This is a genomic window from Pseudomarimonas arenosa (assembly GCF_014841215.1).
In the GTDB taxonomy this organism is placed as follows: Bacteria; Pseudomonadota; Gammaproteobacteria; order Xanthomonadales; family Xanthomonadaceae; genus Pseudomarimonas; species Pseudomarimonas arenosa.
Map to the genome: position 1 here is coordinate 1 of NZ_JACYTR010000009.1, position 15,898 is coordinate 15,898.

General features: G+C 63.1%; 5 protein-coding genes. 1 reads left to right on the forward strand and 4 read right to left on the reverse strand.

The window, feature by feature from the left end; genetic code table 11:
- Positions 1–547: 547 nt before the first annotated feature.
- The 4 genes from IFO71_RS06540 to IFO71_RS06555 all read right to left on the reverse strand — a co-directional run bounded on the left by IFO71_RS06540 (position 548) and on the right by IFO71_RS06555 (position 14,489).
- A complete protein-coding gene (locus tag IFO71_RS06540; protein WP_192028748.1) occupies positions 548–3,844 on the reverse strand; it encodes a choice-of-anchor Q domain-containing protein in 3,297 nt (1,098 codons plus the stop codon).
- Positions 3,845–4,021: 177 nt separating this feature from the next.
- Positions 4,022–7,366 (reverse strand): choice-of-anchor Q domain-containing protein, encoded by a 3,345-nt coding sequence (locus IFO71_RS06545; RefSeq protein WP_192028749.1) that lies wholly within the window; start codon positions 7,364–7,366, stop codon positions 4,022–4,024.
- 145 nt (positions 7,367–7,511) lie between these two features.
- Positions 7,512–10,763, reverse strand: coding sequence for a CSLREA domain-containing protein (locus IFO71_RS06550; RefSeq protein WP_192028750.1), 3,252 nt, complete (start codon positions 10,761–10,763; stop codon positions 7,512–7,514).
- 468 nt (positions 10,764–11,231) lie between these two features.
- Positions 11,232–14,489, reverse strand: a complete 3,258-nt coding sequence (locus IFO71_RS06555) for a CSLREA domain-containing protein (RefSeq protein WP_192028751.1) — start codon at positions 14,487–14,489, stop codon at positions 11,232–11,234.
- Between the two features lie 379 nt (positions 14,490–14,868).
- Here IFO71_RS06555 and IFO71_RS06560 point away from each other — a divergent pair, with 379 nt between their 5' ends.
- Positions 14,869–15,852, forward strand: coding sequence for a DUF7933 domain-containing protein (locus tag IFO71_RS06560; protein ID WP_192028752.1), 984 nt, complete (start codon positions 14,869–14,871; stop codon positions 15,850–15,852).
- Positions 15,853–15,898: the final 46 nt, after the last annotated feature.

Sequence of the window (15,898 nt, forward strand, 5' to 3'; positions counted from 1 at the left end):
AGCTACGCGGGACTGCGTCCCGATCTCGCCCAAGTGGGCCCACCACTTGGGCTCGTCGCGCCTTGCACTCGACGCAAAGTCCTCGGTGATCATCCGCGCCCCCTCATGAAATATCCGGGTTAAACGTCACTCGTCCTGATCAACTCCTGGTGCGCCAGGTGATGCCCGCGGGCTGCGCATCTGTGTGCAAGCCTTGCGCTGGATCACTCGGCGGAACCGGATGCAGCAGCTGGCCGCGGCAGGGCGCCGAAGCGAAACTCACTGGAGCGAGTTGCGCCGGCCTGCTATCCCGCACGCCCCGCTCGGTCTCCGTGAGGCGGATGCCAGCGAAGCTGGTGCTGGCGGGGCCGGCGAGGGCAGAAAGGGCGGGGAGCACTGCCGGGTGCCTCGACAGCGACGAATCAATCGGCTGGGTGCGCTTAGACATGAAAATGGATCCTTGAGCAATGAAGGCCTGTGATGGCCCCCATGTGCGAGCACCTTGACAGGCAAAGATGGAGGAAGGATGGAGGTTCGTCAGTACCTCGCTAATTCCCGCCCGGCATTCCTACCAACGCAGTTGTACGGCGTCTCCATCGACCGCGCGCCACTCGCCCTTGGTCCACTCTCCTTGCTCGAATCGATTGAGTTGCAGCTCGATGCGCTCGCCGCTCCGGCGGGCGTGCACCAACAGCAGGCCGGCACTGCCATCGCTGGAAGCGGCGCGCAGCACCACGGCCGGCTTGCCGATGGTAGGCAGGCGTGATCGCAGTTGTGATCGACTTAGCTCGGCGGTGCGTTGCTCAAATCGTTTGACGATCAGGTCGTCTTCAAAACCGCTGTAGAAGATGCTGGGCACAAACTCCACTGCGCCGATATCGCAGTCATTGCCCGGGGTGCCATCGGCATCCACGCCGCGCGCACGGCCGAGTTGATCGTTGCCGGGGCAGCTATCAAAGGCGTCGACCAGGGGCGAGTCGCCAGCGGGGCGATGAGTGAAGCTGTCGCCACCGTGGTCGCTAAGCAATCCCAGCTTGGCGTCGATCACGCCGTTGATCGGGCCGCCAATCCGGTTGCCATTGTTGTCGGGTGCCGACGGCGGCGCTTCGGTCAGCATGACGCCGGCATTGCTGCCGATCAGTGAGTTGCTCAGCACCAGGGTTTGACCGCCGTCGCGCCAGTCAGGGATGTCACCGCCCAGGTCCGCGTTGCCGGCCACCACGCTGCGCGCCAGGCTGACCGTGCCGTTGACGCCCGGTTCAAAGGCAAGACCGCCGCCATCGCCGGTGCCGTTGTTGTCGCTATCAGCGGTGTTGTCGGTCACTGTGCAGCCGAACAGCAAGAACTGCGTGTTCGTGCCGTAGGTGCGGACGTAGGCGCCGCCGCCCGAGCGACCGGCGGTGTTTCCGCTGATCGTGCTGTCGTTGATGCTGAGCTGATTGCTGGCGTAGTAGAGATAGCTGAACACGCCACCGCCGTCGACGGCCGCCGTGTTGCCACTGATCGTGCTGCGCTCGATGTTGGCCAGGGCACTGTCGTACAAGTTGATTCGCATGCCGCCGGCCGAGCCGTCTGACACGTTATTCAGCACCCGACTGTCGCGCAGGGTGGAAGAGTTGTCACCCAGCGCGCTCAAGTAGATGCCAGCGGCGGAAAAGCCGAAGGCATCGGTGGCCGAATTGCCCGAGACGGTGAGATCGTCCATCAGCAGCGAGCCATCGCGCACCGAGAACTCGATGCCACCGCCCAGTCCGTCGGCGCCCACGCCGATCGCTGCGTTGTCGTTCAGCGCCAAACGCTGCAGCGTGATGTCCGAGCCATTGGAACCGATGCTCAGGCCGCCGCCCGCGGCATTGCTCGACGACACCGAGCGGTTGGAACTAAACGTGCTGTCGGCAATATCGATGACGCCGCTGTTGACCTGCACACGCACCCCGCCGCCAGCGCTGGACGAGGCGGCACTGGCGGTATTGCTCTCGAACACGCTGCCCGCAATGCTGACGCTGTCGCCGCGCAGGTGCGCAGCGCCCCCTTTACCGACGCCGAGGTTGCGCCTGGCCTGGATATTGCTCAGGCTGAGCTGCGGGTCGGTGCCCAGCCCGATCAGGTTGATCGCACCACCGCCGTCGCTGGTGTCTTCGTTGTCTTCCAGCACCAGATCATGCAGCACGATCTGGCCCCGGCCGCCGATCGCGCCACCGCCAAACTCGGCGGTATCTCCGCTAGTCAGCCCGTTGATCAGCTTCAGGTTGCCGAGACTCAGCACGATGTCGGGATCGGATGAGGCAAGTGGATTGATCAAGAAGTGGCGAGAGGCATCTTGGGCGTCGACGGTCAGCAGCTCGGCGCCGGGACCATTCAGGATGAGATCGCGCGCGATGCGTAGCTCGCCTTGGGTCAAGCTGATGGTCTGCGCGCTGGCGAAGACGGTGGGGTCGAAACTAATGGTTGAGGCAGCACCATCGCCATTGGCCGAAAGAATGGCATCGCGCAGCGTGCAGTCGTTCGGTGAGGGATCGCAAAAGCCGTCCCCCGCGTCGCCCAGCGCATTCACCACAAAGTTGGGGCCGGACGGCGCAACGCGATCAGATTCGAACGCGCCGATATCACACAGCGCATTACCATCGCCGTTGCCATCGAAAGGACGGAGAACGCCGCGCTGATCGGTCGCGCTGCAGCCGACGCCACCGGCGTCAATGGCGATCGATCCGCCACCCAAGGCGTGGGTTAAGGTCGGTCCACCGTTGTCGGCCAATGCGCCGATCATGAGTAACTCGCGGCTCACACGGGCGCTGCCAGCACAGTTGGTGTTGTTGGTCGACAGGTTGTTGTTGCCACTGATGGCAAACGGCGTGTCGCAATGGTCGCCCGAGCCGACGAACAGGGTGCGATCGATGGTGCCGGCCTGAGTGCCGGGCGTGGCGATCTGGGTGCCACCGCTGCCGATATTGTCGATCAGGGTGTTGTCATCGAAATCGAGCGAGCCACCCTCGGCGAACACACCACCGCCGACATCGAATGCTGTGTTGGCGGACAGGGTGGAATTGAGCATCACCAGGGTGCCGTTATGGCGCAGGCCGCCACCGACGTCGCCGCTGTAGTTATTGCGCAAGGTGCTGCGGCTGAGGGTGAGCGTGCCACGGCCGTCGATTGCGCCGCCGGCCAGGGTGGCGGAATTGTTGCTGAAGTCGGTTTGGAAGACGTCGCTCTCGCTGCTGAAATCGCGCACGTGGATGCCGGCGCCATAGCGACTGGCAGTGTTGTTTTCAAACCGGCTGTTATTGACAGTCAGGGCGGCACTGGCCGCGGTGGCGAATGAGAGTCCACCGCCGTTGCGAGCGCTGTTGCCGCTCAGGGTGACGTTGTTCAGGGTCAGCGGTCCGGTGGTGTTGCGGATGCCGCCACCACCCTCGGTGACAGCTGCGCTATCGCCGCAGCCGTTGGCCAGGGTGACATCGGAAATCGTCACCAGTTCGCTGGCGACAATGCTCAACACCGGAAACTCGTCGCCGCCCACGCTGTCGTCCAAGGTGCAGGCGGTGAGCGTGGTCGAGCGTTCGACGCGGGCGTCGTTGCCGGTCAGGGTCGTTTCAGCGGTGATGCTGGGCAGGGCGCTGAGCAAGCTGATCGTTTGCGTTGCCGGCAGCTGAATTTCATCGGCATCGCTGCCCGCCGCGCATTCGCCCTCCGCAGTGCGGCCATTCTGGCTGTCGCTGTTGGCGTTCTCAATCGCCTCGCGCAGGGTGCAGACACCGTCGTCGGCCATCCCGTCGGAGGTTGAGTTGACTGTGATCGTGACGGCGGAGGCCGAGGAGGCGACACCCAGTTGGGCCAGGGCGAGAAACAGAGCGTGACGGCGTGGCATGGGAATTCCGATCAGAAGCCGGGGACGATTGAACCTTAGCGACGAATTGTGCAGCGAGTGTGGAGTGGCATTCGTTTGAGGCGTATTACCATTCGGCCACAACGGTGCGGCCAAGGCGTACCCTATGCGCGACGCAACCGTAGGGTGCGCCTCGGGCGCACCGACGTCGGCGCATTCCTACCAACGCAGCTGCACGGCGTCTCCGTCCACCGAGCGCCACTGCCCCTGGGTCCACTCGCCATGTTCGTAGCGATTGAGCTGGATATCGATGCGCGTGCCAATACGGCGGGCATGGACCAGCAACAGAGCGGAGCTGCCGTCGGCGGAGGCCGCGCGCAGGACCAGGCTGGGCTTGCCGCTGGCCCGCAGCGAATCCATCAGCCGGGCCGAACTTAGCGTTGCATTGCGCTGCTCAAAGCGCTTGACGATCAGCGCATTCTCAAAACCGCTGAGGAATACGGTAGGCACAAACTCGACTGCGCCGATATCGCAGTCGTTGCCAGGCGTTCCATCGCCATCGAAGCCACGGGCACGACCAATCTGATCGTTGCCGGTGCAGCCGTCGTAGTGATCGACCAGGGGCGAATCACCGCTGGGCCGATGGGTGAACGTGCTGCCGCCGTGGTCGCTGAGAATGCCGAGTTTGGCGTCGATAACGCCGGCACCGCTGGCCGAGCCAACCAGGTTGTTGTTGACATCGGGGATTTGCGCTTCGGGTAGAGCGGCGCCGCTGTTGTCGCCGAGCAGGGAGTTGTTGAGGCTGCGCGTCTGGCCGCCATCGAACCAGTCAGCGGCGGCACCGGGCGGACTGTGATTGCCGGCCACCACGCTGCCCTGCAGCGATACCGTGCCCACGCCGCGGGCCTCGAAGGCCAGACCGCCGCCGACGCCCGAGGTATCGGTATCAGCGTCGGCCGTGTTGTCGGTGACCGTGGTGCCGCGCAGTTCGATCACCGGGCCGTCGGTATAGGGATAGGCAAAAAATCCGCCGCCGGAGCCGTTGGCCGCGTTGCCGGATAGCGTGCTGTCGACCAGGCTGAGTTGTGTGTTAGGGGCGTACAGGTAGGACCAGATGCCGCCGCCATCGCCGCCTGCCGTATTGCCGGAAATCGTGCTGCCTTCAATGCTGACCGAACTGCTGTCGTACAGACTGGCGCGAATGCCACCGGCCGAGCCGTTCGAGCGGTTGTCAACGATCTGACTTCGTCGCAACGCAACGGTAGCGTCTTGGGAGGTGCTGAGATACACCCCGCCGCCGGTATAGATGGTGCCGCTGGCGGAGTTGCCGGACACGATCAGGTCACTCATTTCCAGCGAGCCGCCGTTGACCACGACGCCAAGACCAGCGCCGCTGCCGTCGCCGATTTCGGTGCGATTGTCGAGGAAGCGGCTGTTCTGGATAGTCGCCGTCGAATCCTGCAGGAAGGCCACGAGGCCAGCGCCGGTCATGCTCCCGGCGCTGGAGGTCAGGTTGTCGCGAAACTCGCTGTTCAATACTTCGATAATCTCATCATTGCCGGTGATGCTGAGTCCACCACCACTGGCATTCGATTCGTTGGCAACGAACAGGCTGTCGCTGACGCTGATCGTCCCACCGATGCCGGCAATGGACAGGTCGGCGCCGCCTCCGCCGAACACGGCCCGATTGTTCTCGAAGCTGACGGCCTCCAGGCGCACTTCTCCGTCGGTGGCGTTATCGACCTGCACCCAGACGGCGCCGCCCACCTGGGCGCTCTCGTTGTTTTCCAGGATCAGGTTACGCAGGACGGTGTTTTCAAAGCTCTTGATCGATCCACCGCCGTCACCGGTGATGGCGCCGTTGATGAGGCGTAGATCGCTGAGTGTGGCGAGCAAGGGCGTGCCGGGAAAGCTCGGTCGCTCGATATTGAAGTGGCGCGAGGCAGCATTGGCATCGAGGGTGAGCCGGTCGCTGCCCGGGCCGGTCAGCGTGAGCGGAGCACTGATGCGCAGTTGGCCGGCCGCCAGGGTCAGGGTGTTTATGTCGCTGAATACGGCGTTGTCGAAGCTAACTGCTGAGCTGTCGGGATCGCTATTGGCCGCCAGCAACGCATCGCGCAGCGTACATTCTCCGCTGGCGGCGCCGCAGATGCCATCGCCAGCATCGCCCAACGCATTGATGACGAAGTCGCTGCCGCTGCTCAGGGTCTCGTTGACTTCGAAAGCGCCGATGTCGCAGGCGGCGCCAAATGGCCTAGACTCGCCGCGCTGATCCGTTGCAGAGCACGCCGTTCCACCGGCATCAATCGCCACCGAGCCAAGCCCCAGCGCATGGGTGAAGGTGCTGCCGCCCTGATTGTTCAGCGCTTGCAGCTGTAGCGATTCGCGCGTGACCACGCTGGCGCCGACCGGCGCACAGCTGGCATCGGTAGACAGATTGTCGCTACCGCTGGCAGCGGTGCTGCCGGTATTGCAGGCCGGCGCACTCCCAACCAGCAGTGAGCGGCGGACGTCGACCGTGCTGCCTTCTGACCAGAAGATCTGGCTGCCGCCGGCACCGCTGTTGTCGACGGCGGAGCTGTCGCTCATGGCCAGGCCACCCAGGGTGCTCAGATGGAAGCCACCGCCAGACGTCGCGCTGTTGCCACTCACCGTGCTGTTCTGCAAGGACACCGAACCGGCGGCGTAGATACCGCCCCCCTTGTCGGCGCTGTTGCCGTCCAGCGTGCTGCTGTTGAGGCTCAGCATCTGGCCGGGCGAGGAAGGATGGCGCCTGAACGAAAGCGCGCCGCCCTGGCCGCTGGCCGAGTTGCCGACAAAGCTGCTGCGGTCGATCGTCGGGTTGCCGTAGCGATGATGAATCGCGCCGCCGTACGCAGCCACGTTATTGCTGAACGTGCTGTCCTCAATGAAGGGAGACACGCTGTTGCTGCGAATCGCGCCGCCCTGCGAGCCGGCGGTGTTGCCGCTGAACACCGAGTCGCTGATCGCCAGGCTGCTGATGCCTTCGGCAAAGCTGGACAGGGCGCCGCCATAGCTCCTGGCCTGGTTGCCTTCAAATCGCATGCTTTGAAGGGTGATGTAATTGGTAAACGAGTACAGCCCACCACCGCGACCGAGGTTGCCGCTGCCATCGGCGCAGCCATTGGCCAGGGTGAAATTGCTCAGGCTGATGGTGTCGCCGCCGTTGCTGGCGGTGAGCAGACGAAACTCGCCGGCATCGGTGACGCCATCCAGATTGCAGCTGCTCTCGCTGCGTTCGACCCGCGCACCGTTGCCGATCACATGAATATCACTGCTCAGGCTTAGCGAAGCGCTGAGGGTGATGGTTTGATCGGCCGGCAGCAGGATGTCGTCGGCGCCCGTTCCAACCGCACACTCGCCCATTGCGGTGCGGCCATTGTCAGAGTCGGTGTTGGCGTTCTCGATCGCTTCGCGCAGGGTGCAGACGCCGTCATCGGCGCTGACGTCGAGGTTTGAATCCACCGTGATGGTGTCAGCGGCGACGCCGGACGCGAATCCGAGCTGGGCCAGGGCAAGGAACAGGGCGTGATGGCGTGGCATGGCGGGTCCAGGCGTTGATCGAAGACGCCTGCACCTTAGGGGGGAAATGTGCAGCAAGTGTGGAGCCGGACGCCGAACGCCATGCACGTACGAGGTGTTGGGCCTGAGGAGGTGCGCCCAGGCCCACCTGGACCCTCAGAATCCTCTACCAGCGCAACTGTACTGTCTCGCTGTGCATCGTCTGCCAAGCGCCTTGGGTCCACTCGCCGTGTTCGTAGCGATTGAGCTGCAGCTGGATCTGGTTGCCCATCCGACGCCCGTGCACCAACACCAGATCGCCGTTGCGTTTCATGGTGCCGGCCCGCATCAGCAAGGCCTGCGAGCGCGTCGGACCGAGTCGGGCGGTGATCTCCGCCCGGCTCAACACGAGGTTGCGTTGTTCGAAGCGCTTGGTGATGATCCCGTCTTCAAAGCCGTCGTGGAAGACGGTGTTGACCACTTCTACCGCGCCGACGTCGCAGTCATTGCCGGCCTCGCCGTCGGCATCGGCGCCGCGTGGGCGGCCGCGTTGGTCGCTGCCGCTGCAGACGAAGAAATGATCGATCAGCGGGGAGGTGTCAGCTGGCAAGTGGGTGAAGCTGGCACCACCATTGTCGGCCAGGGGGCCGAGCAAGGGGTCGATCACCCCGCCGCCGGCGGCCGAGCCGATCAGGTTGAACCCAAGGTCGGGACTGCCGATAGGTGCCTCGTTGAGCCCGCTGCCGGCATTGTCTCCAATCAAGCTGTTGGCAAGGGTGAGGCTGCGACCATTGCGCTCAATATCGGGCGCAGCGGCAGCATTGAGATCCTGGTTCGCGGCGATCACGCTGCCCTGCAGTGACACGGTATTGGCGCTGTCGATGTTCAGCGACAGGCCGCCACCGCCACCACTGCCGTTCGTATCGTTATCGGCGATGTTGCCGGTGATGGTGCTTCCCTCGACACTGACGCGCGACAGATTGCCGACCATGGTACGCATGCCGCCGCCCGAGCCATCGACCCGATTGCCGGAAACGGTGGAGTTGCGAATGCTCGTGCTGCCGCCGTACAGCACCGTCACGTCCAGGCCGCCGCCCGATTCTTCCGCTGCATTGCCGCTAATCGTGGAGCGGTCAACGATGAAACTGCTGGCGTTGCCGTTCACCGCGATGCCGCCGCCAAAGGCCGGACCGGACGTGTTGGTGACCGTGTTCTCCGAGACGGTGGAATCCAGCAGTTGCACCACATGACCGTTATAGGATTCGACGGCCAGGCCGCCGCCAAAGGCGCGAACACCGGTCGAGCTGGTCAGGTTGCCACTGATCAACAGATTCTGCAGCGTGGTGGTGCCGACTGAGCCGCCAATGAAGATACCTCCACCGCCACAGCCACCAGCACAGGTAGCGGTATTGCCGGTGATGGTGCTGTTGCTGATCGTCACGTTGCCGTCATCGGCGTCGACGTGCAGTGCGCCGCCGCCAAAGGCGGAGTTGCCACTAAAGTCGCTGCCATCGATCAGGATGTTGGTATTGCCAAAGGTGTTGATGGTCAGGCCGCCACCGATGCCGCTGCCGCCGTTGTTGTTGATGAAGCGGCTGTCGGTGATCGAGATGGTGACATCGCCGAACCCACCTGCAGACAGCGCACCGCCGGCATTGCCTGCGGTATTGGATTCCAGGGTCATCCGACTCAAGAAGAGACTGTCGAATGAACTGATCGCACCGCCGCTGCCACTCGTTCCGTTGATCAGGCGCAGGTCCGACAGCGTGGCCGTGCCGACCCCGGGAATATTGACACCGAAATGAAAGGAAGCGTCGTTGGCATCAAGGGTCAGCAGATCTGCTCCCGGACCCGTAATCGTGGCGGATTCGACGATGCTGATGAATCCAAGCGTGAGCGTGCTGGTTTGACTGCTGGCAAACACATCCGGATCAAAGGTGATTTCGGACAGGTCATCATTGCCGTTGGCAGCGATCACCGCCTCGCGCAGCGAGCAGCCATCAATGCCCTCGGTGCACTGGCCGTCATTGATATCAGTGACGCGATTGACCACGAAGTTGGGCCCCGACTGCAGCGCGTTCTGGAACTCGAACGCGCCCACATCACAATACGCGTTGGAATCGTTGTTGCCGTCTACCGGGCGTGCATAACCACGGCCATCCTGCCCTGAACAGGTGAGTCCAGCGGCGTCGATGGCGATCGAGGCCGGGCCCAGTGCATGGCTGTACAAGGGGCCGCCATTGTCAGCCAGCGCGCCGATCTGCAGCGCGCTGCGCGATTGCAGGGTGACATTGCTGACCACGCAGCTCGAATCGGTGGTCATGCTGCTGGAGTTTTCGTTGGTGATGCCAGCGACACTGCAGCCCGTCGTGCCGTCCGAAACCAGCAGACTGCGAATCAGATTGATGGTCGACTCGGCGGTGGTGCGCAGCTGCGCGTTGGCGATACTGGCGATGTTGTCGACCAGACTGCTATCGGTCAGGCTGAGCGACCCGTTCGAGGTGTCGACATACAGCCCCCCGCCATAGGCGGCACTGTTGCCGCTCAGCGTGCTGTTGCTGAGGGTGGAATAGGCGCGCAGAAAGACGCCGCCGCCGCGGATGGCAGTATTGCCACTGAGCAGGGACTGATCGAGATTGAGGCGATCGCCAGGGGCGACGAGCTCGGCCATCGCGGCACCGCCATCGGCCGCCGCCGCGTTGCCACTGAACGAGGTTTGCGCCACGCTGAGAAAGCCGCCGCGCAGGTACAGCCCGCCGCCGTTCGCCCCGGCCGAGTTACCGCTGAAGCGGCCGCCGCTAAGCGTTCCGGTCGCTTGTTCAATATAAAGCCCGCCGCCTTTTCCACCCGCCCGATTGTTATCGAACGCCACGCCGACGCCGCCGCAGCTGGTGGTCAACTTGCACGAAAGGCCACCGCCGGCAGTGAACGCGGAATTTCCGCTCAGCGTCACGTCAGTGAGCGTGAGATCGGCACCTTCGGCCAGAATGCCACCGCCTTCACCATCGCCCTTGCCGCCATCAGCGCAGCCATTGGTTAAGCTGAGGCTGGCCAGTGATAGCGTGCTGCCGACCGCGACCGTCAACAGGCGGAACTCGCCAGCATCGGTGTTGCCGTCCAGATTGCAGCCACCGGCACGGGTGAGGGTGCTGTTGTTGCCGTTGAGCGCGTCGAAACCGTCGAGTTCGGGCAAGGCCGAGCTCAGGGTCAGGGTTTGATCCGCAGGCAGGTTGATTGCATTGGCCCCGGCGCCGGCCGGGCAATCCGTGCTGCCGCTTTGGTCGCCGCTGGCGGTATTCAGAAGTGCCTCGCGCAACGAGCATTGACCATTGGTGTTCTGCTCATCAGCGGTGGTGGTAACGTCGATGATGACACCGGCGATGGCATTCGAGGCCAGTGCTTGCGACAAGGCAAGTGCGAGCAACTGCGGCTTAGGCATGATCAATCCCCTGAACTGGCGACGTCGTTGAGCTGTGTGATCTCAATGGGCACCGGGAGCCCTGGCTGGATGATAGCCCAGTAAGGTTGGCATTGCCCCGCCATCGAAATGCCGATTCATCCCGATGCACTCGCCCGTCATTGCCTGAGCGATCTTGCTATCAGTGTTCGTGTCGTCGATCGACTCGGGCAGGGTGCCCGTGTTGTCGTCATCGGCGCTGATAGCCTGCCTCGAATCCGCAGTGATGGCTGCGGTCGGCGATGAACAGCCCGCACTTCTCACGCAGTTCGTGGTGGGTCCTTCGAGACGCCGATGTGACACGTGCGGCGCACTGAGGGACGGCAAAAGTACAGTAGCCACCACGTCGATGCGCGGACGAATGGCGCAGGACGAGTCGGTGCGCCCAAGGCGCACCCTATGGTTCAGTGCGCCAGCGCTGCGCGATGCACCCGGGCTCGCGGTATCTGGCTACCAGCGCAATTGTACAGTCTCGCTGCGCATGGTCTGCCAGGCGCCTTGAGTCCATTCGCCGTGCTCGTAGCGATTGAGCTGCAGCTGGATCTGGTCGCCAATCTGGCGTGCGTGCAATAACACCAAGTTACCGTTGCGCTTGGCGCTGCCGGCCCGCATCAGCAAGGCCTGCGAGCGTGCTGGGCCGAGCCGGGCGGCGATCTCCGCCCGATTCAACACGATGTTGCGCTGTTCGAAGCGCTTGGTGATTACACCGTTCTCAAAGCCATCGCGGAAGATGGTGTCGGCGAGTTCCACCGCACCTACATCGCAGTCGTTGCCGACTTCGCCGTCGGCATCGATGCCGCGGGTGCGGCCGAGTTGGTCGCTGCCGCTGCAGACGAAGTAGTGATCGATCAGCGGAGAGGCGTCAGCGGGCAAGTGGGTGAAGCTGGCACCACCGTTGTCGGCCAGAGGGTCAAGCATGGGGTCGATCACCCCGCCGCCTGCGGCCGAGCCGATCAGGTTGAAGCCAAGATTGGGGCTGCCGATCGGCGCTTCGATGAGGTCGGAGCCGGCGTTGTCACCGATGATGCTGTTGTTAAGCACAAGGTTGCGCCCGTTGCGCTGGATGTCGGGCGCCGCGCCAGCGTTCAGGTCTTGGTTGGCCGCCACAACACTGCCTTGCAGCGACACCGTATTGACGCTGTCGATATCCAGGTACAGGCCGCCGCCGCCACCACTGGCGTTGTCGTCGTTGTCGGCGATGTTGGCGGTGACGGTGCTGCCCTCCAAGGTGACCCGAGCGAGCGTGCCAACCTTAGTGCTGAGTCCGGCGCCGAACCCATCCACCGAGTTGCCGGAAAGGGTGGAACTTCGAATGGTGGTGGAAGCGCTGCGACCGTTATAGAGGCTTGCGCCGCCACCGAAGCTGGTAGCTGAATTGCCGTCGATAGTGGTTCGCTCGATCAGGACGTTGCTTTCGTATCCGTAGATGAACAGGCCACCGCCGCTGGAGGCATCGCTGTCGCTAGTGGCGCTATTGCCTGAGACTGTCGAGTCACTGAGGGTAAGCGTGCCGTAGAGCGAAATGAGGGCCAGTCCGCCACCATAGCTAGGCCCGCCGGTGGAATGTACTTGATTCCCCAGCACCTGCAGGCCCTGCAGGCTGGCATTGTTGTCTCCGGATCGTAAGAAAATTCCCCCGCCGTTGGTATAAGAGCCGCTGGTGGCGGTGTTGGTATTGATAGTTAAACTGCTGAGACTGAGGCTCGATTCACTCGCAGTGATATAGAGCCCGCCGCCACTCGATGCTTGATTGCTGCTGAAGCTGCTGTTGCTGATATCAATGCTCGACGAGGTGTTGAAGATGCTGATATGGACAGCCCCGCCCGTCCCCTCGGCTTGGTTGGACACAAAGGTGCTGTCAGCGAACTGAATAATGGTCGGGCTAACACCGTTGGCCGCGACAGCGCCGCCGTTGTCGGTCGCCGTATTGCCCTCGAAGCGCATACGGCTGAGACTCAAACCCTCGTTCGAATTGATCGCGCCGCCGCTGGCGGCGCTGTTGCCGCCGATCAGACGCAGATCGGACAGCGCGGCAGCAAAGAGGCCAGCGCCATTGATATTGAAGTGGCGCGAGGCTGAGTTGGCATCCAGGGTCAGGCGCTCGCTGCCCGGTCCGGTGAGGGTCACCGGCGTGCTGATCGTGATCTGGCCCAGGGTGAGGGTGCTGGTGAGGGTGCCGGCAAATACGTCGGGATCGAAACTGATGACGGAGTCGTCGCCATTGCCATTGGCCGCGATCACTGCCTCGCGCAGCGAGCAGCCATCCAGACCATCAGTGCACTGGCCATCATTGATATCGCTGAGGCGATTGACCACGAAATCGGGCCCGGCTTGCGCGGCGTTCTCGAATTCGAAGGCGCCGATATCGCACAGCGCCGTGCTGTCATTGTTGCCGTCAATCGGGCGCGCGACATCGCGGGCATCCACGCCAAGGCAGCTGGTATCGCCAGCATCGATGGCTGCCGAGCTGGGCCCCAGTGCATGGGTAAGCCGTGAGCTTCCGTTGTCGGCCAAGGGGCCCAGTGCCAGGGCGCTGCGATCGACCAGATCGATGCCGCTGCGTTGGCAGGAATCATCGGTGGTGAGATTGTGGCTGCCGCTGAGCAAGGTCAGCGCGCCGGCACAGTTGTCGCTTTCAAGACCGACCAGCAAGCTATGACTGATCGAGGCGCTCGATTCGCTGCTCATGAACAGCTGATCGCCGCTGCCTGCGCCGTTGTCGATCAGACTGCTGTCACGCAGGGTCAGGCTGGCGCTGGCATTGTCCAGGTACAGGGCGCCGCCATTGCCGCTCGCGCTGTTGGAACTGAATGTAGTGATATCGACGCGGATGTCGCCGCTAAGGAAAGCAGCACCACCATTCACAGCGGTGTTGGCGACAAAAACGCCGCGATCGATGAACAGTTCGTCATAGGTGCCCGGCCCGTCGAACCAGACCGCGCCACCGTTGCCGCCGCTGACATTGGCCGAAAGATAGGCGAAATTGAGCGAACGGCTGCCGCCCTGATGATGCAAGGCGCCGCCGTGGGAACTGGCGGTGTTGCTGAGAAAGCGACTGGTGAACGAATTGCCGTTCGCCCCATCGGTGTAGATCGCGCCGCCCAGGGTGGCAACATTGCCCTGAAACAGGCTGTCGTTGGCGCTGCAACTGTGCAGGCCGTTCGACCGGCAGGCCAGCGCGCCGCCGCCGCCGATCGCCGAGTTGTTGCTCAAAGTGCTGCTGCTAAGGGTCAGTTGGCCATAGCCGACATAGACGGCGCCGCCCTCGCCGGCACTCAGGCTGCCGTCGGCACAGCCGTTGCTCAAGGTGATCTGGCTCAGCACCAGGTTTTCGCCTGGGCCAACCGTCAACAGCCGAAACTCACCCGCATCCGTTGTGCCGTCAAGATTACAGCCGCCGCCGCGGGTGATGGTGCTGTTGTTGCCATTCAGGCTAAAGAAGCCTTGCAGATCTGGCAGGGCTGAATTGAGCGTTATGGTCTGGTCGGCCGGCAGGGCAATGGTATCCACGCCCGCGCCGGTCGGGCAGTCGGTACTGCCTGACTGGTCGTCACTGGCGGCATTGATCAAGGCCTCGCGCAGCGAGCACGCGGTATTGACGTTCTGTTCGTCGGCTTCGGTGGTGACGGTGATCGTCGTGCCGCCGGCGAGAGCTTGGGAAACCAGTGCGTGCGACAAGGCAATGGCAAGCGAATGTGGCTTGGGCATGATCGATCCCCTGAGCTGGCGACGTAGCGCGGACGAGACGGCGCCCTGCAGTGGCCGAGAAAGCGGGCGCTTGGATCCCCAGGCCCGATGATAGCCGAGCTGTGACCGCTGAGGCCGCGCCAACCGTCAAGCCGCTCAATCGACTTTCACTTGGTCTCCAACCCGCTATCCCTATCCTTGCCAGGTTGCCGCAAGGTGCAAGGCTGCGTGAAGCGCCAAACCGGCGTAAGCTCGCCACACAGGATGCGATCGGGCGGGAGCTGGTCGCGAGTGTCGCCAAGACACGGCAATGGATGCGTTCGCCAAGTTTGCGCTCGGGTTGCAGCCTGCATGGCTTGGCCCTGGGCGTCGTGTTTCATCACCGAAGGGGATCAGGTCAATGATGTTGAGAACGATGGCGTTGGGTGCGGTTCTGCTGGGCGCAAGTTCGGTTGTTCAGGCGGGTCTGCCGAGTTGTTCGGCCACCACCGCGTTCACCGGCAGCAATACCCAGATGGGACGAATTTTCCGCGATGCGATTCCGAGCTCCTGCCCGAGCAAGGCCTATCCGGGCATCTTCAATCCAGGCACGACCTACAACTACGAAGCATTCACCTTCACCAACAGCGGCGGCACTGCGCAGTGCGTGACGGTGAACTTTGATCCCAATCCCGACAATAATCTGGCCACCGATTGCGACACCAATGCGCATGCCTCGCTCTATGTGGGCAGCTACGACCCGACGAATCAGTCGGCCAACTATGTTGGCGACGTCGGCTCCAGCATCACCGATTCGTTCAGCGCCGAAGTGCCGGCAATGAGCAGCCTGATCCTGGTCGTCACCAATACCTCTGCACAGGAAATCTGCAATTTCGCCTACGAAATGCAGAATATCCCCTGCGCCGTGGTCGGTACTCCGCCGCTGTTCAGCGTCGCGGTATCGCCATCGCCGCTGCCGGCCAATGTGGTCGGTACGGTGACTTTCACCATCAACAACAGTGCCAATGGCGTACCGGCCAACAGCCTGGCCTTCAGCAACACCTTCCCGACTGGTATGACCCTGAGTGCCCAGCCGAATGGCAACAGCAGCTGCGGTGGCACGGTGACGGCGGCGGCCGGTGGCACTACCTTGAGCCTGACCGGTGGTACGGTCGCGGCGGGTGCCAGCTGCACCGTCAGCGCCAACGTCGTGGCCACCACGGCGGGCATCCTGTCGATCAGCTCCGGCGATCTGACTTCCAACCTCGGCAATAGCGGGCCGGCGGCCGGCACGGTTTCGGTTGGATCCTCGGCAGCGGTGATTCCGACCATGAATGGCTTTGGTCTCGCCATCCTGACCCTGCTGATGGGTTTCACCGTGGTGCTGGTCTCGCGTCGCAGCTGATCGACACGTTCAGGCTGAAAGGGAAGCCCCGCCTCGGCGGGGCTTC